Source organism: Litoreibacter arenae DSM 19593 (genome assembly GCF_000442275.2).
Classification (GTDB): Bacteria; Pseudomonadota; Alphaproteobacteria; order Rhodobacterales; family Rhodobacteraceae; genus Litoreibacter; species Litoreibacter arenae.
In genome coordinates this window covers 664,740-690,055 of sequence record NZ_KE557306.1, presented here as the reverse complement: position 1 = coordinate 690,055, position 25,316 = coordinate 664,740, and the positions used below count along the sequence as shown (strand labels likewise).

Below are 25,316 nucleotides of genomic sequence, written 5' to 3'. Positions count from 1 at the left end.
GCATGGAGTTGATTCGTGGCGGGATAAACCGCCTTTCGGGTCCTCCCACGAGACGAGGAAGACAAATGACAGACGTCACCGAGCTGGAGCAGCGCATCATTACCGCGCTGGACCGAATAGCCTACAGCGCCGATCAGATCGCCAGCGCCCCTGCGGCGCCGGATGCCGAACTGGTTGAAGAGCTTGAGATTGAACGCGATACCAACGCCCGGCTGGTGGAAGCGGGCCAGCAAAGCCTGGCGCGGATGGAACGGCTGGAAACCCGCGTGGCCCGCCTGACCGACCGGCTCGAGAAGATGGACACCGAGAACAAGCGCCTGCAAGCCGTCATGGGGGCCTTGCGCGAAACCAACCGGCAATTGCGCGCCGCGAACGCCGAACATCAGGGCGCGGAGAGCACCGTCAACACCGCTCTTGAGGCCGAGAACGAGGCCCTGCAAGCCGCCCGCGCCGCCGATCTGGCGGAGATGGACGACATACTGAGCGAAATTGCGCCACTGGTTAAGGAGGGATAAGCCATGCCCGAGATCAATATCGACATCGGCGGCCGCACCTTTCAGGTCGCCTGCCAGACCGGCGAGGAACACTTCTTGCAAACAGCCGCCAGGCTGCTGGATAACGAAGCCAGCGTGCTGGCCGAACAGATCGGACGTATGCCCGAGACGCGGATGCTGCTGATGGCAGGTCTGATGCTGGCCGACAAGACCGCCGGGCTGGAGGAAGACCTGCGTGCGGCGGAAGACCGGCTCGACAAGTTGAATGGGGAACTGGAGCGGCTGAAATCCGCGCCGCCGGAGAAGGTGGAAGTGCCGGTCGTCCCAAGCTCGGTCACCGACACACTGGCGGAGCTTGCCGCGCGGTCCGAGGCGCTGGCGGAGACACTTGAGGCCAAACGCGCCTGACACATGAGAAGCGGTCACAAACACGTGACCGCTTTTTTCGCGGTAACGTGAAACTTCCCCACGCACCCCTTCGTGAGTTCTTGCATGGCCGGGCAGTTCGCCCCGCTCAATGTAAAGGACGACGCACATGTTTAAACACTTCCTCGCCGCCACCGCCGCAACTCTTGCGCTGACCGCTGCCGCAAATGCCGCCAACCCGAATGTCGGCGGCGCGCCCATGTTCGAGAACAAGAACATCGTGGAGAACGCGGTCAACTCCGCCGACCACACCACGCTGGTTGCAGCCGTGAAAGCCGCCGGTCTGGTCGATACGCTCGCCAGCCCCGGCCCGTTCACCGTGTTCGCCCCGGTCAATTCCGCCTTTGACGCCCTGCCCGCCGGCACCGTCGAGACCCTGCTGAAGCCGGAAAACAAGGCGATGCTGACCAAGGTGCTGACCGCCCATGTGGTTGCGGGAAAGATGTCGGGTGCCGATCTGGTGGCGAAAGCCAAAGCCTCGGACAGCGGCTTCTACCAATTCCTGACCGTCTCGGGCGACACGCTGTCGGCCACGGTCAAGGGCGGCAAGCTCTACATCGTCGATGAAAGCGGCACCGGTGCTGGCGTGACCATCCCTGACGTGAACCAGTCGAACGGCGTGATCCATGTGGTGAACTCGGTCCTCGTTCCCAAATAAGCGCAAACGCATAGTGGGGTGGCCATGTCCGGCCCCCCGCCCCTTTTCACTCCGGAACAGGACAGACACGTCATGCAAAGATCAACCCGCCGCACATTCCTGCTGAGCGCAACTGCCGCCGCCCTCTTTAGCCGCCAAGTCCGCGCGGCAACGGGCAATTTTGAAGTGACCCGCACCGAGGCGGAATGGCGGGCGATGCTGACCGACACGCAATATCTGGTGATGCGCGAGGAAAAAACCGAAAAGCCCTATTTCAGCCCGCTCAATGACGAGACCCGCGCGGGCACCTACATCTGTCGCGGCTGCGACCTGCCGCTTTATGCGTCGGAAACCAAATACGACTCCGGCACCGGCTGGCCAAGCTTCACCGCGCCGCTCGGTAATGCGGTGCGCACCAAGCCGGACAACACGCTGTTCACGCGTCGAACCGAAGTGCATTGCCGCCGCTGCGGCAGCCATCTGGGGCATATCTTCGACGACGGCCCTGCGCCGACCGGCAAGCGGCATTGTCTGAACGGCTCGTCTCTGGTGTTCGTGGCGAAGTGAATCGCCACGGGCTGATTCAGAGATCTTCTCAATTCGTTAACGCTAACACGGAAACTGCGACATTCTGCGCTCGCAGATTGTCCACTTGTTAACGCTATCACGCTCTTTTTTAAGCCAAATCAGCCTATCCATATGTGGTGTCGCCCCTTATACCCCGTGACAAGATTAAGCGGAGCGTAAGGGGACCAGTGAACATGACGACGACAGTAGCTATCAACGGGTTTGGCCGCATTGGCCGTTGTACTCTGGCCCATATTGCCGAAAGCGCCCGAAACGACGTACAAGTCGTCGCCATCAACGCCACCGGCCCGATTGAAACCAATGCGCATCTGCTGAAATATGATAGCGTCCATGGCCGGTTCGGCCAGGAGGTGCGCGTCGACGGCGACACGATGGATATCGGCCGCGGCCCGATGAAAGTGTTTTCCACCTACAACCCCGAGGAACTGGACTGGAGCGGCGTCGACGTCGTTCTGGAATGCACCGGCAAGTTCAACTCCAAGGAGCAGTCCGAAGTTCATCTGTCACGTGGCGCCAAACGGGTGCTGATCTCGGCCCCCGCCAGCAATGTCGACCGCACCATCGTCTATGGCGTGAACCACCGCGACCTGCTGCCGGAGCATCGGGTGATCTCCAACGGCTCCTGCACCACGAACTGCCTGGCACCTTTGGCCAAGGTTCTGAATGACGCCATCGGCATCGAGCGCGGGATCATGACGACGATCCACAGCTATACCGGCGACCAGCCGACGCTGGACCGCCGCCACTCCGACCTGTACCGCGCACGGGCAGCCGCCATGGCGATGATCCCGACCTCCACCGGCGCGGCGAAAGCCTTGGGCGAAGTGCTGCCCGAACTGGCAGGCAAGCTGGACGGCACCGCAATGCGCGTCCCGACCCCGAACGTGTCCGCCGTGGACCTGACATTCGAGGCGTCCAAGGACGTCACCGTCGAGGATGTGAACGAGGTTGTCCGCGAAGCCGCCGCCGGTCACATGGGCGCGGTGCTCAGCTATGATCCCGAGCAGAAGGTCTCCATCGACTTCAACCACACCAATTATTCGTCCATCTTCGCACCGGACCAGACAAAGGTTGTCGGCGGGCGCACGGTTCGGGTATTGGCTTGGTATGACAACGAATGGGGCTTTTCATGCCGCATGGCCGACGTGGCCTCTGCGATGGGACGCCTCTGACACCTCAGAGGGCCTGCGCCTTACATGACCAACAAGCTGGCAATCGTTCTGGCACTTATAATCGGCGGCATCCTTGCCGCTGATTTTTTCGTGTTCGGTTGGGATTTGCACATCTTCCTCGGCCGCAAGCTGTTGGCATTAATCGAATATATGGCATTCTGGCGGTAATATCTGCATCCACTTTCCGACTAGTATATATCTGGCTGTGTCGCAGTCTTGGTTGACCTTTGCCCAAAAATGTAATTGTTAGCGGTAACAAGTCTTTTGCCAACCGCCCATCAGGAGGGTTTCTTCCATGTCAGTCAAAGTAGCTATCAACGGATTTGGTCGCATCGGGCGCAACGTGTTGCGCGCGATCATCGAAAGCGGCCGCACCGATATCGAAGTCGTCGCGATCAACGATCTGGGCCCGGTCGAGACCAACGCCCACCTGCTGCAATATGACAGCGTGCATGGCCGCTTCCCGCAGGAAGTCACCGTGCGCGGCGACACCATCGACGTAGGCCGCGGCCCGATCAACGTCACCGCCCTGCGTAACCCTGCGGACCTGCCTTGGAACGACGTGGATATCGTTTTGGAATGCACCGGTATTTTCACCTCGAAAGACGCCTGCCAGGCCCATCTGGAAAACGGCTCTTCACGTGTGCTGATCTCGGCACCCGGTAAAAACGCCGACAAGACCATCGTTTACGGGGTGAACCACGAGACGCTGACGTCGGATGACATCGTCGTCTCCAACGCGTCCTGCACCACCAACTGCCTGTCGCCTGTGGCGCATGTGCTGCAAAATAACGTCGGCATCGTCAAAGGCTTCATGACCACGATCCACAGCTATACCGGCGACCAGCCGACGCTGGACACGATGCACAGCGACCTCTACCGCGCCCGGGCCGCCGCACTGTCGATGATCCCGACCTCCACCGGCGCCGCCAAGGCCGTGGGTCTGGTGCTGCCGGAACTCGACGGCAAGCTGGACGGCGTGGCGATCCGCGTGCCAACCCCGAATGTATCGGTCGTGGACCTGACATTTGAAGCCGCCCGCGACACGACGGTCGAGGAGATCAACGAGATGATGTCCGCCGCCGCCGCAAGTGGTCCGCTGAAAGGCATCCTTGGCTATACCGACAAGAAGCTGGTGAGCTCCGACTTCAACCACGATCCGCGCTCGTCGATCTTCGCGGCGGATCAGACCAAGGTCATGGACGGCACCATGGTGCGTATTCTGACCTGGTATGACAACGAATGGGGATTCTCCAACCGCATGGCGGACACCGCCGTGGCGATGGGGAAACTCATCTGAGCTTCATCTTGGCATAAATATTCAAATGCTACGACTGGATCACGCGGCCCGCTCCTTATAGAAGCGGGCCGTTGGCATTTTGCAAAAAGGCGATACGGATATGGCTTGGAAGACCCTCGACGACATGGACCTGAACGGCAAACGCGTGCTGATCCGCGTGGATATCAACGTGCCGATGGAAGATGGCCGCGTCACCGACACGACCCGCATCGACCGCATCGTGCCCACCGTGCGCGACGTTCTGGCAGCGGGCGGCACCCCGATCCTGATGGCGCATTATGGTCGGCCCAAGGGGAAAGTGGTGCCGGAGATGTCGCTCTCCCACGTGGTCCCTGCCCTGTCGGACATTCTGGGCCAGCCGGTGACGTTCATCGACGGCAATTACGGCGAACGGGTCGCAGCGCTGGAGACGGGCGAGATCGCCATGCTGGAAAACCTGCGCTTCAACCCCGGCGAGGAAGCGAATGATGACGCTTTCGCAGGCCGCCTCGCCTCGCTTGGCGATGTTTATGTGAACGACGCGTTCTCGGCGGCGCACCGTGCGCATGCCTCGACAGAAGCGCTCGCCAAGCTGTTGCCTGCCTGCGCAGGTCGCCTGATGCAGGCAGAGCTGAGTGCGCTGGAAGGCGCATTGGCAACGCCCAAGCGTCCGGTGGTCGCGGTTGTTGGCGGCGCGAAGGTCTCGACCAAGCTGGACCTGCTGGGCAATCTGGTCAGCAAGGTGAACCATCTGGTGATCGGCGGCGGCATGGCGAACACGTTTCTGGCCGCCAAGGGCATCGACGTAGGCAAGTCGCTCTGCGAGCACGATCTGGCCGACACCGCCCGCGACATTCTGCAAAAAGCCGATGCGGCTGGGTGTAAGATTCACCTGCCCACCGACATCGTTGTCGCCCGCGAGTTCAAGGCGGGGGCGGAGCATGAGATATTGCCCGTTGACCAATGCCCCGCTGACGCCATGATCCTCGATGCAGGCCCGGACACGGTGAAGGCGCTGGAAAAGGTGTTCACCGACTGCAACACCCTCATCTGGAACGGCCCGCTGGGCGCGTTTGAAATCCCCCCGTTTGACTTCGCCACCAACGCCGCCGCACGCAAGGCGGCGGATTTGACCCGCGCGGGCAAACTGGTCTCGGTCGCGGGTGGCGGGGACACGGTCGCGGCCCTGAACGGTGCGGATGCGGCGGATGACTTCACCTATATCTCCACCGCAGGCGGCGCGTTTTTGGAATGGATGGAGGGCAAGACCCTGCCCGGTGTCGCCGCGTTGGAAGGATAAGACATGGGCTATGTGCTGATTACCGGAGCCTCCGAGGGGATCGGCAAAGCCATCGCCCGCCGCGCCGCGAAAGACGGGCGTGATCTGATCCTTAGCGCACGGTCGGAAGACAAGCTGAACGCGCTGGCCGATGAGCTGCGCCAAGGCGGACAGAACGTGCATGTGGTGGTGGCGGATTTGAACGCGCCTGACGAGGCCAAAAGGCTATGGGCCGAGGCCGCGCAAATCGGCCCCATCGAGGTGCTGGTGAACAATGCGGGGCTTGGGATCAATGGTCCGTTCGCCAAGACGGATGCGGATCGCGAAGAGACATCTGTTCAGGTCAACATGGTCGCGCTGACCAAGTTGATGAAGGCGGGCGTGCAGCACATGACCGGCAACGGTGGCGGCAAGATCTTGAACGTGTCGTCCACCGCCGCGTTCATGCCCGGCCCGCATATGGCCGTCTATCACGCCAGCAAGGCCTACGTGCTGTCGCTGTCGGAGGCGGTCGCGCAGGAACTGGCGGGGGCCGGTATCACCGTGTCGGTGCTTTGCCCCGGCCCCACCAAGACGGATTTCTTCAAGGATGCCGACATGAAGGATGTCCGGCTTTTGAAGCTGGGCCTGTCCATGAGCGCCGAGGATGTGGCTGACGCTGGCTGGTCCGGCATGATGCGCGGCAAGCGGGTGATCGTGCCGGGGTTTATGAACAAAGTCTTCGCCTTCATGCCCCGCATCACCCCGCGCGGGCTGCTGACATGGGTCGTGGCGCAGTTTTACGTCCGCTCCTGAGCGCCGTTAGCGCAAGCATGATTGCAACATCACGCCCCCTCGCCTAGAGATTGCTGAAATTAGCGTATCCATTGGCGAGGCCTCTCATGTCGAATTCCGAACAGCTCGAACAAATCCGCAACGGCAAGGGCTTCATCGCCGCGCTGGATCAAAGCGGCGGCTCGACCCCCAAGGCGCTGCGGCTTTATGGCGTCGAGGAAGACGCCTACGCCAATGACGAAGAGATGTTCGACAAGATCCACGAGATGCGCACCCGCATCGTGAAGGCCCCTGCGTTCAACGGCGAAAAGGTTATCGGCGCGATCCTGTTCGAAAAGACCATGGACCGCGACATGGGCGGGATGCCGTCGGGCCAGTTCATTTGGGAAGACAGTGGCGTGGTGCCGTTCCTGAAGATCGACAAGGGTCTGGAGGACGAGGCCGACGGCGTGCAGATGATGAAGCCGATCGACGGGCTGGACGCGCTGCTGAAACGCGGCGTTGAGAAAGGCATGTTCGGGACCAAGATGCGCTCGGTCATCAATGCGGCGTCGGCGTCCGGTATCGCGGCCAACGTGGCGCAGCAGTTTGATCTGGGTCGTCAGATTTTGGGCCACGGTCTGGTGCCGATCATCGAGCCGGAAGTGAATATCAAGATCACCGACAAGGCCGAGGCCGAGGACATTCTTCTGGCCGAGCTGACCAAGCAGCTCGACGCCCTGCCCGAAGGCAAGGATGTCATGCTGAAACTGACCCTGCCCGAGAAAGCGAACCTCTATCAGTCGCTGGTCAACCACCCCCGCGTGATGCGTGTCGTGGCGCTGTCCGGCGGCTATTCCCGCGAGGAAGCCAACGCGCGGCTGGCGAAGAACACGGGCGTAATCGCCAGCTTCTCCCGCGCATTGACGGAAGGTCTGTCGGCGCAGCAAAGCGATGCGGAGTTCAACGACATGATCGCTGACACGATCGACAGCATTTACCGGGCCTCCGTGGCCGGATAATTGCCGAAATAGCCAATAAAACTGGAGTTTTGGCAATTTAGGGGATTCACAAACCGAATCGCATGTGCGATTCATATGGGGCAGCGTCCAGCAAGAGACGCCCCCTGAGGCTTGTCATGACCAACACCCGCGCCACGTTTGGCATCACCCCCCTGCTGATCTTCTCGCTCCTGTTTCTGATGGGCGCATATTTCGTATTCGCGGCGGTGCAGGGTGACTACGGCATCTTCCGCCGTGTGCAGGTCGAGGCCGAAATCGAAACCCTGCGGGCCGAACTGGACGCGCTGGAGATCGAGGTCGCTGATATGCGCAACAAGACGCGGCGTCTGTCGGACGGGTATCTGGACCTTGACCTGCTGGACATGCAGGCGCGCGCCACACTGGGCCTGATGCGGTCCGACGAGATATTGCTGCGCTAACCCCGCTTTCAGATCAATTGCCCGCTCCTGTGGAAACAGGGGGTGTTCTTTCTCATTGGCTCTGATAAAATATAGTTTAACGTTAAACTATACGATCCGCGCCAAGATTTCGGGAGGACTGCCAACATGGCTGCCAAGAAGACCACCAAGAAAGCGAATGTGTCGAAGGAGGAGCTGCTTAGCTACTACCGCGACATGCTTTTGATCCGCCGTTTCGAAGAAAAGGCGGGCCAGCTTTACGGCATGGGCCTGATCGGCGGCTTCTGCCACCTCTATATCGGTCAGGAGGCCGTTGTCGTCGGGCTGGAAGCGGCGGCGAAAGACGGTGACAAACGCATCACCTCCTACCGCGATCACGGGCATATGCTGGCCTGTGGCATGGACCCAAACGGCGTCATGGCCGAGTTGACGGGCCGCGAAGGCGGCTACTCCAAGGGCAAGGGCGGCTCGATGCATATGTTCTCCAAGGAGAAACACTTTTACGGCGGCCACGGCATCGTGGCGGCGCAAGTGCCGCTTGGGGCGGGTCTGGCGTTCTCGGATAAATACCGCGGCAATGACAACGTGACCTTCACCTATTTCGGCGATGGCGCGGCGAACCAGGGTCAGGTCTACGAGACGTTCAACATGGCGGCCTTGTGGGATTTGCCTGTGATCTTCGTGATCGAGAACAACCAATATGCCATGGGCACGGCGATGGCACGGTCCACCTCCTCGCCCGACATCTATACCCGCGGCGCGGCCTTCGGGATCAAGGGCGAAGCGGTCGACGGCATGGACGTGCTGGCGGTGAAAGAAGCGGGCGAAAAGGCCGTGGCGCACTGCCGTGCGGGCAAGGGTCCGTATATTCTGGAAGTCAAAACCTACCGCTATCGCGGCCACTCCATGTCGGACCCGGCGAAATACCGGACCCGCGAGGAGGTGCAGAAAATGCGCGAAGAGCGGGACTGCATCGAGCATGTTCGTGACATGCTGCTCACTGGCAAACACGCGACGGATGACGACCTGAAGGCCATCGACAAGGAGATCAAAGGCATCGTCAACGAATCCGCCGACTTCGCCAAGGAAAGCCCGGAACCGGACGTGTCCGAGCTTTACACCGACATTTACCTGGAAGCGGAGGCTTAAGACATGGCGACCGAAATTCTGATGCCCGCCCTCTCGCCCACCATGGAAGAAGGCACGCTGGCCAAATGGCTGGTCAAGGAGGGGGACACCGTGTCCTCCGGCGACATTCTGGCCGAGATAGAAACCGACAAGGCCACCATGGAGTTTGAAGCAGTTGATGAGGGTATCATCGGCAAGATCCTGATCGAGGAAGGCACCGAAGGCGTGAAAGTGAATACCGCCATCGCTGTGCTGGTCGAGGAAGGCGAAAGCGCCGATGACGTTGAGGCGTCCTCTGATGCCGGGTCTGACGACGACGAGGACAAGGCCCCTATCGACGAGCCGATGTCCGCCAACCCCGGCGCATCTGTCGCGGTGGTGGTTCCTGACGAAATGGACATCCCCGAAGGCACCGAAATGAAACCCACCACAGTCCGCGAAGCCCTGCGCGACGCCATGGCCGAGGAAATGCGCCGCACGCCCGAAGTGTTCCTGATGGGCGAGGAAGTGGCCGAATACCAAGGCGCCTACAAGATCAGCCAGGGACTGCTGGACGAGTTCGGCGCCAAGCGCGTGATCGACACGCCAATCACGGAACATGGCTTTGCGGGTATCGGCGTGGGGGCTGCGTTCGGTGGATTGAACCCGATTGTGGAGTTCATGACGTTCAACTTCGCCATGCAGGCGATTGACCAGATCATCAACTCCGCCGCCAAGACGCTGTATATGTCCGGCGGCCAGATGGGCTGCCCCATCGTGTTCCGCGGCCCGAACGGTGCCGCTGCCCGCGTAGGTGCGCAGCACTCCCACGACTACGCCGCGTGGTATGCGCAAATTCCGGGTTTGAAGGTTGTGATGCCGTATTCCGCAGCGGATGCCAAAGGGTTGCTGAAAACGGCCATTCGTGACCCCAACCCCGTGATCTTCCTTGAGAATGAAATCCTCTACGGCCAGTCCTTCGACGTGCCGGTGATGGACGACTACACCGTGCCGTTCGGCAAGGCCAAGATATGGCGGGAAGGCACGGACGTGACCATCGTCAGCTTCGGGATCGGGATGAAGTACGCTTTGGAAGCCGCTGATAAACTTGCAGAAGACGGGATCAGCGCCGAAGTTGTGGACCTGCGCACGTTGCGCCCGATGGACACCGGCGCGATCATCGAAAGCGTCAAGAAAACCAACCGCTGCGTGACGGTGGAGGAAGGCTTCCCCGTCTGCTCCATCGGCAACCACATCTCAGCGGTGTTGATGCAGGAGGCGTTCGACTACCTCGACGCCCCCGTCATCAACTGCACCGGCAAGGACGTGCCGATGCCTTATGCCGCGAACCTCGAAAAGCTGGCGCTGACGACGACCAAAGAGGTCATCGACGCCGTCAAAGCTGTCACCTACCGTTAAGGAGCGCAGACCATGCCCATTGAAATTCTCATGCCCGCGCTCTCTCCCACGATGGAGGAAGGCACTCTGGCCAAGTGGCTGGTAAAGGAAGGCGACACCGTGAACTCCGGCGACATCATGGCGGAAATCGAGACCGACAAGGCCACGATGGAATTCGAAGCCGTGGATGAAGGTGTGGTTGGCCAAATTCTGGTGTCGGAAGGCACCGACGGGGTGAAGGTAAATACGCCGATTGCTGTTTTGCTGGAGGACGGCGAAAGCGCCGACGATATCGGCGAGACATCTTCCAAACCTGCCAAGAAACCCGATGCCAAGGCAGAAAAGCCCAAGAGCGGCGCGCCCGCAGCGGCCTCAGCGCCTGCTGCGCCATCCAAGTCAGACGGCGAGCGCATCTTCGCCTCCCCCCTCGCCCGCCGCATTGCTGCGGACAAAGGCATCGACCTCGCGGACCTGAAAGGCTCCGGCCCCAAGGGGCGGATCGTGAAGGCGGATGTGGAGGGTGCGAAGGCCGCGCCGAAAGCCGAGAAACCGGCGGACGCACCAGCCGCCAAAAGCGCGCCTGCCATGGCGTCCGGCCCCTCAACAGACCAAGTGCGCAAGATGTACGAAGACCGCGAGTTCGAGGAAATGCCGCTCGACGGCATGCGCAAGACCATCGCCGCCCGCCTGACCGAGGCCAAGCAATCCGTGCCGCATTTCTACCTGCGCCGCGATATCCAACTGGATGCGTTGCTGGCGTTCCGCTCCACCTTGAACAAGCAGTTGGAAGCGCGCGGTGTGAAGCTGTCGGTTAACGATTTCATCATCAAGGCCTGCGCGCTAGCGTTGCAACAGGTGCCGGATGCGAACGCTGTCTGGGCCGGTGACCGCACGCTGAAACTGAAGCCCTCCGATGTGGCCGTTGCCGTCGCCATCGAAGGCGGGCTATTCACACCGGTGCTGAGGGATGCGGATATGAAGTCACTGTCCGCCTTGTCCACCGAAATGAAAGACCTTGCCGCTCGTGCCCGCGACCGCAAACTTGCGCCGCACGAATATCAAGGCGGAAGTTTCGCTGTATCCAACCTTGGCATGTTTGGCATCGACAATTTCGACGCGATCATTAACCCGCCACACGCTGCCATTCTGGCGGTTGGTGCCGGTGCGAAAAAACCAGTCGTGGGCGAAGATGGAGAGCTGAAAGTCGCAACGGTCATGTCCACCACTCTCAGCGTCGACCACCGCGTGATTGACGGAGCACTTGGGGCAAACCTGCTGAACGCGATTAAAGACAATCTGGAGAACCCGATGGGTATGCTCGCTTGACGAAAGCATAACAACGCTGCCGGAGCAGTTTCCGGCAACGTTGCTACGTAAAGCCTGACCCATGCGTTTTCTACAATATGGGAATGCTGGAAAAGGCATCGAAAACAAATGACAATGTGCCTATCTTGATTTCAACAGCGCGATTACGACGCGCAGCTAGAGATAACCCGATCTTATTCGGACATAGGGGACAATGAACATGGCACACACTGCATTGAAATCGCTTGTCAACCGTTTGGCCGCCTGGCTAAATTCCTCCCTCTCCTTTTCGAAGGAAGAGACCATCGCGCTGGCGCAGCACCGCGACATGTGGTCGAGCAAGCGCAGCCAGCACCTGAAACGGAAAGTAAGCTATTACGCCTACTGATTTTCTGTGAAATCTGTCATTCGTAAAAGACCCGCAATAGAACGTCATTGCGGGTCTTTTTTCAGCTACAGCGAACTTAGGAGCTTCGCCCCAGCAACTGATCCATGGAGATCGAGGGCTGCGCACATCCGGCCTCTCCCACGATTTTCGCGGGAACACCTGCGACCGTTTTCATCGGCGGAACTGGCTCGAGCACCACGGAGCCGGCAGCGATGCGAGAGCAATGACCCACGGTGATATTGCCCAGAACCTTGGCCCCTGCCCCGATCAGCACGCCATTTTCGATCTTGGGATGGCGGTCGTCATGTTCCTTACCAGTACCGCCAAGCGTAACTGAATGCAGCATTGAGACATTGTCACCGACCACAGCCGTCTCGCCGATAACGATGGAATGGGCATGGTCGATCATGATCCCCTTGCCAATCCGTGCGGCGGGATGGATGTCGACGCCGAACGCTTCGGATATGCGCATCTGAACAAAGTAAGACAGATCCTTACGCCCTTGCGTCCAAAGCCAATGTCCAATGCGGTAGGCTTGGATCGCCTGAAAACCCTTGAAGAAAAGAACTGGCTGAATAAAGCGCTCGCAAGCCGGGTCACGATCAAAGACAGCGACAATATCAGCCCGGGCTGCTTCGCCTAGACCTAGATCAGACGCATACGCGCTGTCCGCGATCTCGCGCAGGATTTGCTCGGACATCTCTGCCGATGCCAACTTTTGCGAAAACCGGAAGGCCAAGGCGGTTTCAAGTTTGTCGTGGTGCAAAACCGACCCGTGAATGAGCCCGCCCAGAAGAGGCTCATCGACGACAGCTGCGCGCGCCTCATCAGTGATTTGCGCCCAGACCGGATCGATTTCGGCCAGCATGGGGTTGGAATATGCCATCTGAATTCCTTTCGGGTGTTGGCCTTTTCCATACACCAAATAGGAGAAAACTGGCAATTCCAAACCCCTCTTACACGCAAAAGCGTGAACATGCCGACAAGCAGACCTTACTGGCGTGGGATATCGAAGCGCAGCAAATGCACCGCCAGCCGCACGGTGCCCCCCGCAAAATCCCCGCCATTCGCCGTTAGTTTCAGCTGAGTGTTGCCGTAGTAAGCCTGCGGTTGACCGGTCACACCACGCAGCCACGAGCCCGTACCAATCCCAAGTCCCGATCCATAACGTATGTCGGACACCTCTACCCCCAATGACCAGTCCGTCAACGTGCCGGTGATTGCATTTATCACAAGCCCCGTCACCGCAAGCACAATGGCTCCGTCAGGGATCACGTAGCCGGTTAGCACGCTTGGGCCTGCGCCAATGTCAAAATCGAACTCGACTGTTTCGGCACGCATTGCCGCACCGAAAGGTGAGGTGGACAATACGTTGTCTTGCCAGCCAAGGCCGTCGAATGTCACGCTTACCGCCTCGTCGGCAACGAAAATGCGCCAACCTGCAATTGGAGAGAGGAAGTCCCACCCGCCATTGATGAAGAATGCCAGGTTTCCGTCCTCACCATCCCAGTCATTCACCCCGCCGGACGGAACCAGATAGCTGTCGCCTTGTTCCGGCAGTGCCGGCGGCGTTGCAAGGGACCGGCTGACGACGCCCAATTGCAAGGCGGCGTCAATACGCGCCAAGGCTTCGTTTACCGTCACATGTTTTTGAGCCTGTGAAGGTGCCAATAGAGGAAGTCTAAGATTTACCGTATCAACCATTGATTTCAATCCTTGAGAAGAGTCCTGGGCCAAAGCGCAGGGAGACCTGCGCCACCTCGATTTCATAGGGGCCTGTCAGCCCGTCCTGTGATTGTTCAGCGTCGACGTAGGTCCAAGCCGCAGATCCTGTTTCCACCTCACGCACAACGCTGCCATTGTGGGTGACACGCACCAAATACCGCTCGAATTCCTCACCCAGAGGCACCTCCAGCGATGCCCAGCTGTCACCGTCAATCCGGGTCCGACGCACCCAGCTTAGGTGGGTATCTCCTCCCGTTTGCCGCACTTTGAGGTGCGCAGGGGCGTAAGGGCGCAAGCCAACTCCTTGGAATGCCTCGACGTAGTAGCGATAAGAAGGGTCATCATAGGGCCTCAGAGACGGGCCGATCCGGTAGTGTCGCGCCAATCCGCGCGAGGATAGCTCCATGCCAATCTGGGTCGGCGCACCATCGAGCAGGACGAAGCGGCTTCCCGTTGGCCAAGAATCCGGAACCAATCCATCGCTTCCCGCCTGCCCGCGCAATAGGCCGGACAGGTCGTAGGTGTCGGGCGCAACTAAGTCTGCCCTTGCAAACTGGATAACCTCCCACTTGTCGGACGATCCGTCGCCGATAGCTGCCACATTTGCCCCGTTCAGTACGGCGTCAGCTGTCACAGAACTCAACGGTGCGCCCGCTACGTTCACCCGCAAAGGCCTGCCCCGCTGCCACAGTCCCGCTTCCGCTTTTTCCAGCGAAGTTTTTAGCACGCCCATTCTGGCAGGTCGTTCGATCACGGTGTTGAGGCTGTAGTCGCTGTCCTCGGCGGAGCCATACACCGCAACACCCCCCGGCCAGGGGCGCGCCGTCGCGGCGATATAGGGGGTGTGTGGCACCTCATCGCCCTTCAATAAAGGTAAGTCCATGAACTGCGCGGACACAGGGACTGGAACCGCGAAAGGTCTCACCTCCCCCACACTTTCCACGGCCTCGCTTGGCGTGTAGATTTGCCGCTCCACCCTCACCGCCTCGACGTGCCGCGCGCCACGGTCTTCGATCCGGTCGACCCGGTAGAGCGTCGAGCCACCGCTGGCATCGGTCAATTTGGCCAGGTCACCCGCCCGCAAATCGCTGCGCGACGGCGGAAGGCTGAAGCTCACTCCGTCACGCGCCACGCGCGCCCCGGACAGCCAACGCTCCGCAATTGTTGTCGCTTCCGCTTCGGTCAACGCCAGCGGCAATTCGTTCTGCGTCACGTCCGTTGCCTCGTCATGGGGAAACCGTGCATCAGTGACCCGGGCCACAAACTCCCCTTCTGCCTCAACATATCCCCAGCAGCATCGGCGGCACCCCGAAGGCCTGCGCAATCTCGCGCGCGGCGGCTTCCTTGGTCTTCTGGAATTCCATATCTGAGGGCGAGAACCCCATCGGCTTCCAGTCCAGGCCACCCTCCAGCAGCATCGGCCGCCCCGCATTCCGCGCGCCCTGATGGTGCGCTTCCATCTCGACCTGCAACCGCTCGAACTGGTCATTGGTCATCGCTTGCTGGCCATCACCGCCCTTGTAGACAATCGCCCCCGAAGGCCGCGCCGCGTTGTCCAGCAGCGCCTTGGACCAGCGCGAGGCAGAGTTATGCACGTCAATCGCCGTTGCCGCCGCCTGCAGGGGCGAGAACCCGTAATGGTCATCCTGCGGATGGAAACTGCGGATATGGCAGATCGGTGCCAGCTCCCCCGTCATGTCAAACCGGTGCTTGCGCCCGCCCACTGCGTATTCATACGCCGCAGGCCAGCCATCCGCGCCCGGAACCAAGCTCATCCGGTCAGAGCGCAGCACATGCAGCTCCACCGGAACGCCCTCTCCAAGCCCCACGGCCTCCAGATACCCGTTCCCCGACAGCAGCAGCTGGCCATAGAGCGCTTCCAGCATCTCCGCCCGCCCCTGCGCCTGATTGGGCCGCGACATCAGTCCCAGAACAGGGTGCGTGTCATAGCGCTGCGCCCCGTCCTGCAACACCAGTGGCAACGCCGCCGCCGCCTCGGCGATCATCTTCACCGACCGGAACCCCACAGGGTTCGACGCAAAGCCGGACCGCGTCAGCGACGGCGTATCCCGTGGGCTCCAGGCAATGCCGCGCCCGCCATAAGCCAGCACCTTGCCCGTGGCCGAGGCCTTCGCCTCCGGCACCTCCGCCTGTCCACGCCGCAAAAAGTCAAACACCATCATCCGGCTCCTGTTCGTCCAAAAAGAAAAGGCCCCCGTGTTCATGTCACAGGGGCCTCAATTGTCTGTCGCATCAGGGCCGAAACCCCTTTATCGCGTCGTTAAGGGCAATCTATGTCGCCGCCCCTAAGATCGTCTTACACCACCGTACGGTGCTCTAGAGCGTGCGGATCCGCGCCTGTGGCGCACTCGCACCCATCAGTTCCGTCAACGCCCAGACCAGCGCGTCCACACGGTCCGGCGAGCCGGAGCCCTGAAAGCCCGTCACCGTCATCTGGCACATCTGGTCCTCCAACGGCCCCAAGGCGCCATAGTGCTTAACACGCCCCTGTTCATACAAAGCCGCCACAGGCTCCGCCCGCGCCGCCTTGCCCCGCGAGGCATGGACAGACCGGTACGGCACCACAGGGTCCAGCTGATGGATCAACGTCTCCACCAGATCGCCGCCTTGGTTCACCTCCGCCACGATCCGGTTCGCACCGTGCCGCTCATACGCTGCCAAGGCCGCATGCGCCCAGCCTGTGGGCGACGCCCCCTCAACGGTTGCGTCCTCAATCACCACGGCTTCCCAGTCCTTGCCGGACCGCACCAGCCCGGCGACCACGATCCCGCACGCGTCCGACGCCTTCTTCGACGACACCGCAGGGTCCACCGCGACCACCACCCGCTCGAAGTGGGGCAATTCACTCACCCGCAAGTCCTCCAGCATCGACGCGGTCCACAAGGCCCCGTCCACATCATCCAGCAGCAGACCGTCCAGTTCCTGACGCCCCATCCGCGTGTCGCCATAGCGCCTGCGCACCTCTTCCAAAAACGACGCCGCAAGGTTGTCCTTGTTGGCCTCGGTCGGCGCATTGGTCACCACCGTCGACCCCGCATCCAGTATCTGCTTCAGCACCGTCACATTGCGCGGCGTGGTCGTAATCACCTGCTGCGGACGGTCCCCCAGACGCAGCGCGAATTGCAGCTGGTCATAGGCCTCCCGCGCCTTGGTCCACTTGGCCAGCTCATCCACCCAAGCCGCGTCAAACTGCGGCCCGCGCATATGCTCCGGCGAGGACGCGCTATGCGCCTCCGCAATCGCCCCGTTGGGCCAGACCAGCCGCCGCCGCGTGGCCTGCCACTCAGGCCGACGGTCAGGGGGCGAGCACGCCAGTATCCCGCTATCGCCAAAGATCATCACGTCGCGCACTTGGTCAAAGGTTTCACCTACCAGCGCCACGCGCCGCACACGGCCCGGATCGCCGGGCATGTCGCCCTCGACCATCATCCGCACCCATTCGGCCCCCGCACGGGTTTTGCCCGCGCCGCGCCCGCCCATGATGACCCAAGACCGCCAGTCGCCCGCAGGCGGCAGTTGATGCGGATGCGCCCAGAAATCGAACAGGAACGGCAGCGCCGAGGCCTCCTCGTCGCTCAGACCCCCAAGAAACGCCTCGCGGATCTCGTCCGTCTCGGATGCGATCAAGGCGGCGCCTGATCTCAAGCCGGGCCGCTCCAAGATCAACGGCGTATTCTGCGGCGCGCCCGGCACGCTTTCTGCGGTATTCATCAAGTTTTCCTTCCGCGTCTCTGCTTGTGTTCAACAGGCTCTGAAGATCCTGCTTCAGCTTCGTTCTGAAGTCCGGCGCGACCGACTGGTCTGCGATAACGCGCCGCCATTCCCGTCTGACTTGTGCCGTCAGTTCCCGGGCCATCATCGTCAGGTCTTCCAAAATCTCGTCTACGGATTGGGTCACCAATTGGTCCGGCAAGCCGGTTGGTTCGGGTGTCTCGTTCATGTGGGCCTCCTACGTCCCTCGCCAGCGGCGGGAAGGCTCTATCTAGGGTCGGAAAACAAAAAAGCGGCCTTGGGTCATGGTGACCCGAGCCGCTTTCTCACTTGTTCCGTCTTGAGATGCCTTTTCACCCATCACAGGCCAAAAGTCAAGAAAATGCGCGATCCGCAAACCTGCGAACGGTGAGCGTTAACAACGGGTTAACGCGCGACCTTCCTCAGTTCTGCGCGGCCCGCTCCGCCTCGATCTTGCGCCATTCGGCGACGTTGCGGTTGTGGTCCTCGATGGTCACCGCAAACGCATGACCTCCCGTGCCGTCCGCCACAAAGAAGATGTAGGGGGTGTCGTCCGGGTTCAGCGCTGCCTCAATCGACAACTTGCCGGGGTTGGCAATCGGGGTCGGCGGCAAGCCGGGGATCACATAGGTGTTGTAAGGCGTCTCGCGGCGCAACTCCGACTGGCGCAGGCCACGGCCCAGCACTCCTTCGCCGCGCGTGACGCCATAGATCACCGTCGGGTCCGTTTGCAGCTTGATGCCCTGACGCAAACGGTTGGTGAACACGCTCGCCACCTGCCGCCGCTCCTCGGGAACACCCGTTTCCTTCTCGATGATCGAGGCAAGGATCAACGCCTCCTCCGGGCTCTCCAGCGGCACGTTCGGGTCACGCGCCTCCCACGCCTCCGCCAGTATCTTCTCTTGCGCTGCCGTCATTTTCGCGATCAACGCTGCACGGTCCGCACCCGGCTGCACTTCGTAGCTGTCCGGCGCAAGGCTGCCCTCCGGCGGGGTTTCGTCGATCTCGCCTTCGAACACGTCCAGCGCCCGCAGGCTATCCACGATCTGCCAGCTAGTCGCGCCCTCGGCCACCGCCACGCGGTAGCGCACATCACGGTCGTCACGCGCCTCCACATAGACCTGAGGCGCTTCGTCCACACCAGGCGTAAACTTGGCCGTCTCGATATACTCGTTCGTCGTCGGGTCCAACTCCCGCACCACCGCGCTGCGCGAGGTCACACCGATGCGGTACACCACTTCCGTGCCGCATGTGTTCTGCCCGCCACGGGTGACGATGTCGACAATCTGCTCCATCGACGCGCCCGCAGGCACCAGAAAGCTGCCCGCTTTCAGCTGTTGCGACTTGTCCGCATAATCCGCACCGATGCGGAAAATCCGCCCGTTCGACACGGCCCCTTTCGCCTCAAGGTCGCGTGAGACCAGCGCCATCGAGCCGCCCAACGGCACCCGCACACAAATCGCGTCCTCCAGCGGGCCGGTCTTGGTGTATTGCGCCTGTCCCCAGCCCACCAGCGCGCCAGCAGCGACCAGTAGCAGGATGAACAGCGTCAGGAAGTTCGAGGCGATGGATTTCCACATAAGGGGCTTACACTTTTCCCATAATCAGGCAGGCATTGGTCCCGCCAAAGCCGAAGCTGTTTGACAAAACAACATTAACTTCGCGCTCTACCGCTTTGTTTGCACACAGGTCTATGTCGGTTTCGACCGCCGGATTGTCAAGGTTGATCGTCGGCGGGCACACTTGGTCACGGATCGCCAGAATGCAGAAGATCGCCTCGATGGCGCCAGCAGCCCCCAGCAGGTGGCCGGTCATCGACTTGGTGGACGACATGGTCGCCCCCTTGCAGGCATCGCCCAGCAGCCGCTCTACCGCGCCCAGCTCGATCGTGTCGGCCATGGTCGAGGTGCCATGCGCGTTGATATAGTTGATCTGCGACGGCTCGATGCCAGCCCGCTTCACCGCAGCCCGCATGGCGCGTTCCGCGCCCTCATGATCCGGTGGCGGCGCAGTGATGTGGTGTGCGTCGCCCGACAGCCCGTAGCCCAGCACCTCCGCGTAAATCTTCGCACCGCGCGCTTTGGCATGCTCGTATTCTTCCAGCACCACAACGCCCGCGCCCTCTCCCATGACAAACCCGTCGCGGTCCGCGTCCCAGGGCCGCGAGGCCTTCTCGGGATCGTCCGCATGGGCCGTCGACAGCGCCTTGCACGCGTTGAAACCGGCAATACCGATCTCGCAAATCGGGCTCTCCGCGCCGCCTGCGATCATCACATCCGCGTCGTCCAGCGCGATCAGCCGCGCCGCGTCACCGATGGCATGTGCGCCGGTGGAACACGCGGTCACAACCGCATGGTTCGGCCCCTTGAAGCCGTAGCGGATGGACACCTGCCCCGACACCAGATTGACCAAAGCGCCCGGAATAAAGAACGGAGACACCCGACGGGGCCCACGTTCCTTTATCAAAACAGCCGTATCGGCAATCGACGACAAGCCGCCAATGCCAGAGCCGATCATCACGCCGGTGCGCTCCAGCTCGTGCTGGTCATCCGGTGTCCAGCCCGCGTCTTCCACCGCCTGCTGCGCCGCCGCCATGCCGTAGAGGATGAAATCATCCACCTTGCGCTGCTCTTTGGGCTCCATATACGCGTCGGCGTTGAACTCGCCCTCACCTTCGCCACGCGGCACTTCGCAGGCGTAGTCGGTCCCAAGGTGGGAGGCGTCAAATTTCTTGATCGTCCGCGCGCCGGATTTCCCCGCCAGCGCGTTTTTCCAGGTGGTCTCCACCCCGTCGCCCAAAGGCGTCACCATTCCAAGCCCGGTCACAACAACTCGACGCATACCCACCCCTTTATCCTGTAGCACAAGGTCTATCCCTCGCGTCTTACACGCCCGCGACCCATAGGGGCAAGGCGTCCGCTTGGGAATTCACAACTGCGTACAGCATGTATTGGCAACTTCACGCCTGCAAGGGGGAAGGCTACACTGGCCCGCATGTATGAAATCTTTTCCGTCGACCATTCGCTTTACTGCGCCAAGCTGCGCCTTGCCTTACGCACCAAGGGGCTGGAGTGGCGCGATCTGGCCCCGCCCGCCGACTACCTGTCGCTGGTCCCTACAGGGAACCTTCCCGCGCTAAAAGACGGCAATCTGACCCTCACCGATAGCGAGGCGATTGCCGAATACCTTGAGGAAAAGCATCCCGATTCCGCCATGCTGCCCAAGGGCCTTATCCCCCGCGCCAAATGCCGCGAGCTGTCGCGCTTTCACGACACAAGGCTGGAGCCCGCCCTGCGCCTGCTGTTCTCAAATGTCAGCCCGGCGACGCGCGTTGCATCCGAAACCGAGGCAGCGCACGCAGAGATCACCAAACGTCTCACCGCGCTCAGCACGCTGCTTGACCAAAGCCCGCTCCCCCGCGACCGCCTGTGGCTAGGCGATTGCGGCCTCATCGTCACGTTGGAGTGGCTGGATCTGATGGAGCAACACAGCGTCCTGCGCCCGTTGCACTGGTCGCCCACCGTACGCAGCTACCGTGCGCAGATGCAGGCCCTGCCCCAAGTCGCGCAGGAGTTGGCGTCCTACCGCCCGCATATGCAGGACTGGATGGACGGGAAGTTACGCGAAAATCACAGCGACAACACCATCGTCGCGATCGAGAAATAGATCATCACGCCAACCGCGTCCGAGATCGTGGTGACCAGCGGGCCGCTGGCCGTTGCGGGGTCCAGCTTCAGGCGGCTCAGCAAAAACGGCAATGACATGCCCACAAGGCTGCCGATGATCACCACCAGCACCATGGTGAGGCCCACCACCAGCGCCACATCCGCGCCGCCCCGCCAGATGCCGATGGGGAACACCACCAGCGCCATCGTCGCGCCAAGCGCCGCCGCGATCAGCAACTCGCGCCCGATCAGGTCGCGCCAGTCCCGCATCGCCACGTCCCCCGTGGCCAGCGCGCGCACCATCAACGTCGCCGACTGCGCCCCCGCATTGCCGCTGCTGTCGATCAGAAGCGGCAGGAAGAAGACCAGCGACACATAGGCCAGAATGGTCTCCTCGAAATAGGCGATGCCCGCGCCGGAAAACAGGTTGCCGAACACCAGAAGCGCCAGCCAGACGATCCGTCTCGAATACAGCACGCGGATGCTGGCATCGCGCATGCTCTGGGAGAACGGCAACACGGTCGAGATTTTCTGGAAGTCCTCCGTCATTTCCGCCTGCAACGCGTCGGAGGCGTCGTCATGCGTGACGATCCCCAGCAGCACCCCCTGCGCATCGACCACGGGCAAGGCAAACAGATCGTATCGCGCGATCAGATGCGCGACCTCTTCGCGGTCCGCCTCCAAAGGCACCGACACCGGGTTCGCCTCCATCAAATCGCCGATCAGCGCGGTATCCGCCGCCAGAACAAGCCTGTGCAACTGGATCGACCCGATCAAGCGCCGCTGTTCATCAAGAATGTAGGAGCGGTAGATGGTCTCGGTCTCCGGCGCCTGCCGTTTCAGCTCCGAAATGGCCTCCACCGCCGTCATATCCGACCCAAGCACGGCATAATCCGACGTCATGAGCGCCCCGGCAGAGCCTTCGTCATGCGCCGACAGTTGCCGGATGTCGTCGCGATCTTCCCGCGCCAGTTGCCCCATCAACTGCTGCTGTTCCTCCGGCGTCAGGCGGTTGAACAGATCGACGCGGTCGTCGGCATCCATCTGCGTCACGATCCCCGCCAGATCGGGCATGGTCATCAACCGCGCCAGATCGACCTGCGCGTCCAGCGACATGTTGCCAAAGACCTTGGCCCGCTGCGCGCGCTGCAAAGCCAGCAGGCGCTGGCTGGCGTCAGGTCGGGAAAGCTGCTCCAGCCACCCCGCCACATCGACGACATGGGCGAACTCGACGAAGGCTGCAATTTCCTGTGCCGACGCATCGGTCTCGGGATAGATGCGCGGAGCGTGCGGGCTGGAAAGTGGCATAGGGGCGGTCCTTTGGCATGTTGCCCACATGCTATGGCCAGACTGCCGGTAAGGCCATCGGCTTTCACCGATGGCACCCTAGCCGATCGCCCCGTTGGCGCTGCCCCTTTCTCGGGCGTTTCTCGTGTCGTTCACCTTGACCCAGACAGACAACGCGACCCCTGCCGCCAGATAGAGCGCCCCCGTTATCAGCACCAATTCGCCCGGGAAAACGCCGATATTGGCGCGGTCCAGAAACATGTGGACATCTTCCACCGGAAACGGGTGGATCATCAGCTTGCCGCAATAAGCCAGTGCCTGAATCAGCAATATCCACAGGTAGTTGCGCCGCACCCTTCGCGCCAAAGCCGTGGCATAGCTGATATGGAACTGCGGTTTTTGGTAGTCCTGTGCCAGCGTCTTCTGCCAGTCATCCTCGGTATGCAGGTCGCTTGCCAGCAACATGGGGGAGTAGAAATGCGTCTCAAGCCAGCGCGACCGCGCCCGCCAGACGTTGAAATAGCGGTAGCGGCGGGCTTCCAGCGACAAAAACAGCAAGATCAGCACACCCACCAGCAGCAAAGGCAGCGCAGAGGCCTCCGGCGAGGCAAAGGTGATCGACAGCGCCACCCCAAGGGTCACGACGGCCCAGTTGGTGGTCGTATCCAGCCGCGTGCGCCAGATCGTGCTGCGATAGACCTCGCCCCGATACAGATGCGCCAACGCCGATATTTCCGCCGCAGTAAATTCCTGCGTGTCCTTGGCCTTACGCTTGCTGATAGCCCCGCCTTCCCGAATTAACCGCCTACACCATAAGCTTGGTGTCGGTTTAGACCAAGCTTTTCGTCCAGACAGAGATCGCGGGCCGACCGTCGGGCAGCAAGGCCCTGGGTCATTGGCAGCCTTGCTTCCGCGAAGGCAGATTTGCGCGGGCCGGATGCCAACCCGATGTCAGGTGCCAGTTCAGACGGGGACGTTGTCGAACAGCAGATCGTCATCCGGAACGATACTCGCCCGAACCGTTGATCGCGTCTCTAGGATCGACGCCAAACGGCGCAAACGGCTTTTAACAAGCTCTTTGTCGGTGACAGTGCTCGCAGCGGCCTGACGCTCCAGTTCGTTCAATGTATCTTCTAGAGAAAAGGTGTTCATTGAGGGCTCCACTTTGACAAGCAGCGACGTTGCCAGCGTCTGGGTAAAAGGAGGATAGGAAAAGCAATTGTCGACGCCGGGGCAGCAAGAGAATGGCGAACGACCAGCACTTGTCAAAACGCCTCGCGTGCCTCCCAACAACACGACGCGTAATTAGAGTTTATGATTTACGTAGCGTAACGGACTTTTGCTCAAAATCAACCAGCTTGTTGATTTGGAAAATGCGCTTGCGGAACTTCGCCAATCCGGCGCTACGGAGCGGCTTACTGCCGGAGTATCGGCCAACCAAACGCCACGTCGACCGCAGGAAGAGCGGGTCGGACAGATGCTGGCTGGAGCCTAATGGTCCGCCCCACCGCCCTACGCCCGTTGCGCTGATCAGACACCGTTCGCACCCACCGCACGCAGACAAAGCATGGGGATGGAGCGAACGTAGTGGTGTGTAGCCGAACCTGCGTCCATCGACAGTTGGGCCAGATACAATGCGGATATCCGCAACCTGATGAACCGGGCGGATCCAGCTAAAACCCAGATTATCGACCTTGCTTTGCGGCCTTCATGACACTGGTTCGCGGTCACGGCTGTCCGCACTCATGGCATTGATGACGTAAGAAAAATCTAGGTCATCGACCAGCCGCAGCCCCCAATCCTTGAAATAGCGGGATTGAACTGTCTTTTCATCCAGCACTTTGAAACCGCTATGGCGGTCATCCTTGCGGATCGTTTCAATCAACGCTCTTATTTGGCCTTCTTCACCCTCAAGGCACTGGCAAAAGTTTCTGCCATTATACGCCAGCGAGCCCGTTATCCCTCTTTTCAAGTTCGCCTCAGACGCATGCGACGCGATAGCGTCGACATCGGCTCGCGTCAGGTTTGCACGGGCCGTGCTGAAGTACAAAATTCGTATCATACGTTGCTGCTCCTTGTCGGCTCTCATCTGCACCGATGTACTATTAGCCAACTATGAAACGTTTTAGCAATTCCGAAGTGGACTGTTGCCGGTCATGGAAGCGGAAGCCTGATGTGTCCCAAGAGGTAACACCCTATCTCTAATCAAACAGACTATAACCAAATAAAAAATGGCGCCCTAAGGGACGCCATCTCTAATCTCGTCAAAGCTCTAAGTTAAACTCAGGAGGCTTCTTTGATGAATTTCGTTGCGTCGCCGAAGGTCTGGATGGTCTCAGCCGCGTCGTCGGGGATCTCGATCCCGAACTCTTCTTCGAACGCCATGACCAGCTCAACGGTGTCGAGGCTGTCTGCGCCCAGATCGTCGATGAACGATGCGTTTTCAACAACTTTGTCTTCTTCCACACCCAGGTGCTCGACAACGATCTTTTTAACGCGGTCTGCGATATCGCTCATGTTCTATTCCTCGTAGTTGCTCGGGGCTGGCCCGATATGTTGCGGACAGGTTTCCCCGCCCAAGTGGTGGTGGCCATTTGGCCTGTTATTCTCGCCGCATACACGGCAACCGAGGGGTCACCC

27 protein-coding genes and 1 pseudogene are annotated in these 25,316 nt (G+C 60.7%); 16 read left to right on the top strand and 12 right to left on the bottom strand.

What is annotated here, in order from left to right; all coding sequences use genetic code 11:
• The first annotated feature begins 65 nt into the window (after positions 1 to 65).
• From THALAR_RS03540 to THALAR_RS18320, 15 genes are all read left to right on the top strand, one after another.
• Entirely contained in the window at positions 66 to 515 is a 450-nt protein-coding gene (locus THALAR_RS03540) for a hypothetical protein (protein ID WP_021100111.1), read from the top strand.
• 3 nt (positions 516 to 518) lie between these two features.
• Positions 519 to 902, top strand: coding sequence for a cell division protein ZapA (locus THALAR_RS03535; protein WP_021100110.1), 384 nt, complete (start codon positions 519 to 521; stop codon positions 900 to 902).
• A 127-nt stretch (positions 903 to 1,029) separates the two neighbouring features.
• Positions 1,030 to 1,578, top strand: coding sequence for a fasciclin domain-containing protein (locus tag THALAR_RS03530; RefSeq protein ID WP_021100109.1), 549 nt, complete (start codon positions 1,030 to 1,032; stop codon positions 1,576 to 1,578).
• 72 nt (positions 1,579 to 1,650) lie between these two features.
• Entirely contained in the window at positions 1,651 to 2,124 is a 474-nt protein-coding gene (gene msrB / locus THALAR_RS03525) for a peptide-methionine (R)-S-oxide reductase MsrB (RefSeq protein ID WP_021100108.1), read from the top strand.
• A gap of 194 nt (positions 2,125 to 2,318) precedes the next feature.
• On the top strand, positions 2,319 to 3,317 hold the full coding sequence (gene gap, locus THALAR_RS03520) for a type I glyceraldehyde-3-phosphate dehydrogenase (RefSeq protein WP_040817149.1): 999 nt from the start codon (positions 2,319 to 2,321) through the stop codon (positions 3,315 to 3,317).
• 24 nt (positions 3,318 to 3,341) lie between these two features.
• The gene (locus THALAR_RS18540; RefSeq protein ID WP_021100106.1) at positions 3,342 to 3,485 is read left to right on the top strand and encodes a hypothetical protein; all 144 of its coding nucleotides are present in this window, start codon (positions 3,342 to 3,344) and stop codon (positions 3,483 to 3,485) included.
• A 127-nt stretch (positions 3,486 to 3,612) separates the two neighbouring features.
• Positions 3,613 to 4,617, top strand: coding sequence for a type I glyceraldehyde-3-phosphate dehydrogenase (gene gap, locus THALAR_RS03510; protein ID WP_021100105.1), 1,005 nt, complete (start codon positions 3,613 to 3,615; stop codon positions 4,615 to 4,617).
• A 100-nt stretch (positions 4,618 to 4,717) separates the two neighbouring features.
• Complete coding sequence (locus tag THALAR_RS03505; RefSeq protein ID WP_021100104.1) at positions 4,718 to 5,896, top strand: phosphoglycerate kinase; 1,179 nt, start codon at positions 4,718 to 4,720, stop codon at positions 5,894 to 5,896.
• 3 nt (positions 5,897 to 5,899) lie between these two features.
• A complete protein-coding gene (locus tag THALAR_RS03500; RefSeq protein ID WP_021100103.1) occupies positions 5,900 to 6,670 on the top strand; it encodes an SDR family NAD(P)-dependent oxidoreductase in 771 nt (256 codons plus the stop codon).
• A gap of 86 nt (positions 6,671 to 6,756) precedes the next feature.
• Complete coding sequence (locus THALAR_RS03495; RefSeq protein WP_021100102.1) at positions 6,757 to 7,650, top strand: fructose bisphosphate aldolase; 894 nt, start codon at positions 6,757 to 6,759, stop codon at positions 7,648 to 7,650.
• Between the two features lie 116 nt (positions 7,651 to 7,766).
• Entirely contained in the window at positions 7,767 to 8,069 is a 303-nt protein-coding gene (locus THALAR_RS03490; RefSeq protein WP_021100101.1) for an FtsB family cell division protein, read from the top strand.
• 126 nt (positions 8,070 to 8,195) lie between these two features.
• A complete protein-coding gene (gene pdhA / locus THALAR_RS03485) occupies positions 8,196 to 9,197 on the top strand; it encodes a pyruvate dehydrogenase (acetyl-transferring) E1 component subunit alpha (protein WP_021100100.1) in 1,002 nt (333 codons plus the stop codon).
• Positions 9,198 to 9,200: 3 nt separating this feature from the next.
• Positions 9,201 to 10,574 (top strand): pyruvate dehydrogenase complex E1 component subunit beta, encoded by a 1,374-nt coding sequence (locus THALAR_RS03480; RefSeq protein WP_021100099.1) that lies wholly within the window; start codon positions 9,201 to 9,203, stop codon positions 10,572 to 10,574.
• Positions 10,575 to 10,586: 12 nt separating this feature from the next.
• On the top strand, positions 10,587 to 11,879 hold the full coding sequence (locus THALAR_RS03475) for a pyruvate dehydrogenase complex dihydrolipoamide acetyltransferase (protein WP_021100098.1): 1,293 nt from the start codon (positions 10,587 to 10,589) through the stop codon (positions 11,877 to 11,879).
• A 199-nt stretch (positions 11,880 to 12,078) separates the two neighbouring features.
• Positions 12,079 to 12,246, top strand: a complete 168-nt coding sequence (locus THALAR_RS18320; protein WP_154666737.1) for an SH3 domain-containing protein — start codon at positions 12,079 to 12,081, stop codon at positions 12,244 to 12,246.
• Positions 12,247 to 12,322: 76 nt separating this feature from the next.
• Here THALAR_RS18320 and cysE read toward each other — a convergent pair whose 3' ends face one another.
• The 7 genes and pseudogenes from cysE to fabF all read right to left on the bottom strand — a co-directional run bounded on the left by cysE (position 12,323) and on the right by fabF (position 20,565).
• A complete protein-coding gene (gene cysE, locus THALAR_RS03470) occupies positions 12,323 to 13,132 on the bottom strand; it encodes a serine O-acetyltransferase (RefSeq protein ID WP_021100096.1) in 810 nt (269 codons plus the stop codon).
• A gap of 107 nt (positions 13,133 to 13,239) precedes the next feature.
• Entirely contained in the window at positions 13,240 to 13,890 is a 651-nt protein-coding gene (locus THALAR_RS03465) for a DUF2793 domain-containing protein (RefSeq protein WP_021100095.1), read from the bottom strand.
• 52 nt (positions 13,891 to 13,942) lie between these two features.
• Positions 13,943 to 15,232 carry a phage tail protein gene (locus THALAR_RS03460; RefSeq protein WP_021100094.1) on the bottom strand — a complete coding sequence of 430 codons (1,290 nt, stop codon included), beginning with the start codon at positions 15,230 to 15,232 and terminating at the stop codon, positions 13,943 to 13,945.
• Positions 15,233 to 15,254: 22 nt separating this feature from the next.
• Positions 15,255 to 16,151 (bottom strand): annotated as a pseudogene (locus THALAR_RS03455) (phage portal protein); the annotation flags it as partial.
• Positions 16,152 to 16,308: 157 nt separating this feature from the next.
• Positions 16,309 to 17,637 (bottom strand): DNA-packaging protein, encoded by a 1,329-nt coding sequence (locus THALAR_RS03450; RefSeq protein WP_051153649.1) that lies wholly within the window; start codon positions 17,635 to 17,637, stop codon positions 16,309 to 16,311.
• Positions 17,638 to 18,146: 509 nt separating this feature from the next.
• Positions 18,147 to 19,304 carry an endolytic transglycosylase MltG gene (gene mltG / locus THALAR_RS03445; protein WP_021100090.1) on the bottom strand — a complete coding sequence of 386 codons (1,158 nt, stop codon included), beginning with the start codon at positions 19,302 to 19,304 and terminating at the stop codon, positions 18,147 to 18,149.
• Between the two features lie 7 nt (positions 19,305 to 19,311).
• Entirely contained in the window at positions 19,312 to 20,565 is a 1,254-nt protein-coding gene (fabF, locus tag THALAR_RS03440; RefSeq protein WP_021100089.1) for a beta-ketoacyl-ACP synthase II, read from the bottom strand.
• A gap of 153 nt (positions 20,566 to 20,718) precedes the next feature.
• On the opposite strand from fabF, the gene THALAR_RS03435 reads away from it, so the two are divergent.
• Positions 20,719 to 21,390 (top strand): glutathione S-transferase family protein, encoded by a 672-nt coding sequence (locus THALAR_RS03435; RefSeq protein WP_021100088.1) that lies wholly within the window; start codon positions 20,719 to 20,721, stop codon positions 21,388 to 21,390.
• Here the strand turns inward: THALAR_RS03435 and mgtE are convergent.
• The 5 genes from mgtE to THALAR_RS03410 form a co-directional block, all read right to left on the bottom strand.
• Positions 21,354 to 22,697, bottom strand: coding sequence for a magnesium transporter (mgtE, locus tag THALAR_RS03430; RefSeq protein WP_021100087.1), 1,344 nt, complete (start codon positions 22,695 to 22,697; stop codon positions 21,354 to 21,356). The two genes, THALAR_RS03435 and mgtE, sit on opposite strands and share 37 nt — an antisense overlap.
• A 78-nt stretch (positions 22,698 to 22,775) precedes the next feature.
• Positions 22,776 to 23,399 (bottom strand): DUF2270 domain-containing protein, encoded by a 624-nt coding sequence (locus THALAR_RS03425; protein ID WP_021100086.1) that lies wholly within the window; start codon positions 23,397 to 23,399, stop codon positions 22,776 to 22,778.
• Positions 23,400 to 23,639: 240 nt separating this feature from the next.
• Positions 23,640 to 23,828: a hypothetical protein gene (locus tag THALAR_RS03420; protein WP_021100085.1), complete on the bottom strand. Its 189-nt coding sequence runs from the start codon at positions 23,826 to 23,828 to the stop codon at positions 23,640 to 23,642.
• 556 nt (positions 23,829 to 24,384) lie between these two features.
• Positions 24,385 to 24,765, bottom strand: coding sequence for a BLUF domain-containing protein (locus tag THALAR_RS03415; protein ID WP_245622337.1), 381 nt, complete (start codon positions 24,763 to 24,765; stop codon positions 24,385 to 24,387).
• Positions 24,766 to 24,959: 194 nt separating this feature from the next.
• Positions 24,960 to 25,193 carry an acyl carrier protein gene (locus THALAR_RS03410; RefSeq protein WP_021100083.1) on the bottom strand — a complete coding sequence of 78 codons (234 nt, stop codon included), beginning with the start codon at positions 25,191 to 25,193 and terminating at the stop codon, positions 24,960 to 24,962.
• Between the last annotated feature and the right edge of the window lie 123 nt (positions 25,194 to 25,316).

Coding starts and splice junctions, on each gene's coding strand:
- THALAR_RS18540 (WP_021100106.1), top strand. CDS start 3,342: ATGACCAACAAGCTGGCAATCGTTCTGGCACTTATAATCGGCGGCATC.
- pdhA (WP_021100100.1), top strand. CDS start 8,196: ATGGCTGCCAAGAAGACCACCAAGAAAGCGAATGTGTCGAAGGAGGAG.
- THALAR_RS03490 (WP_021100101.1), top strand. CDS start 7,767: ATGACCAACACCCGCGCCACGTTTGGCATCACCCCCCTGCTGATCTTC.
- mgtE (WP_021100087.1), bottom strand. CDS start 22,697: ATGCCACTTTCCAGCCCGCACGCTCCGCGCATCTATCCCGAGACCGAT.
- THALAR_RS03540 (WP_021100111.1), top strand. CDS start 66: ATGACAGACGTCACCGAGCTGGAGCAGCGCATCATTACCGCGCTGGAC.
- THALAR_RS03475 (WP_021100098.1), top strand. CDS start 10,587: ATGCCCATTGAAATTCTCATGCCCGCGCTCTCTCCCACGATGGAGGAA.
- THALAR_RS03420 (WP_021100085.1), bottom strand. CDS start 23,828: ATGAACACCTTTTCTCTAGAAGATACATTGAACGAACTGGAGCGTCAG.
- THALAR_RS18320 (WP_154666737.1), top strand. CDS start 12,079: ATGGCACACACTGCATTGAAATCGCTTGTCAACCGTTTGGCCGCCTGG.
- THALAR_RS03500 (WP_021100103.1), top strand. CDS start 5,900: ATGGGCTATGTGCTGATTACCGGAGCCTCCGAGGGGATCGGCAAAGCC.
- THALAR_RS03535 (WP_021100110.1), top strand. CDS start 519: ATGCCCGAGATCAATATCGACATCGGCGGCCGCACCTTTCAGGTCGCC.
- THALAR_RS03505 (WP_021100104.1), top strand. CDS start 4,718: ATGGCTTGGAAGACCCTCGACGACATGGACCTGAACGGCAAACGCGTG.
- THALAR_RS03415 (WP_245622337.1), bottom strand. CDS start 24,765: ATGAGAGCCGACAAGGAGCAGCAACGTATGATACGAATTTTGTACTTC.
- THALAR_RS03435 (WP_021100088.1), top strand. CDS start 20,719: ATGTATGAAATCTTTTCCGTCGACCATTCGCTTTACTGCGCCAAGCTG.
- gap (WP_021100105.1), top strand. CDS start 3,613: ATGTCAGTCAAAGTAGCTATCAACGGATTTGGTCGCATCGGGCGCAAC.
- cysE (WP_021100096.1), bottom strand. CDS start 13,132: ATGGCATATTCCAACCCCATGCTGGCCGAAATCGATCCGGTCTGGGCG.
- msrB (WP_021100108.1), top strand. CDS start 1,651: ATGCAAAGATCAACCCGCCGCACATTCCTGCTGAGCGCAACTGCCGCC.
- THALAR_RS03410 (WP_021100083.1), bottom strand. CDS start 25,193: ATGAGCGATATCGCAGACCGCGTTAAAAAGATCGTTGTCGAGCACCTG.
- gap (WP_040817149.1), top strand. CDS start 2,319: ATGACGACGACAGTAGCTATCAACGGGTTTGGCCGCATTGGCCGTTGT.
- fabF (WP_021100089.1), bottom strand. CDS start 20,565: ATGCGTCGAGTTGTTGTGACCGGGCTTGGAATGGTGACGCCTTTGGGC.
- mltG (WP_021100090.1), bottom strand. CDS start 19,304: ATGTGGAAATCCATCGCCTCGAACTTCCTGACGCTGTTCATCCTGCTA.
- THALAR_RS03495 (WP_021100102.1), top strand. CDS start 6,757: ATGTCGAATTCCGAACAGCTCGAACAAATCCGCAACGGCAAGGGCTTC.
- THALAR_RS03530 (WP_021100109.1), top strand. CDS start 1,030: ATGTTTAAACACTTCCTCGCCGCCACCGCCGCAACTCTTGCGCTGACC.
- THALAR_RS03480 (WP_021100099.1), top strand. CDS start 9,201: ATGGCGACCGAAATTCTGATGCCCGCCCTCTCGCCCACCATGGAAGAA.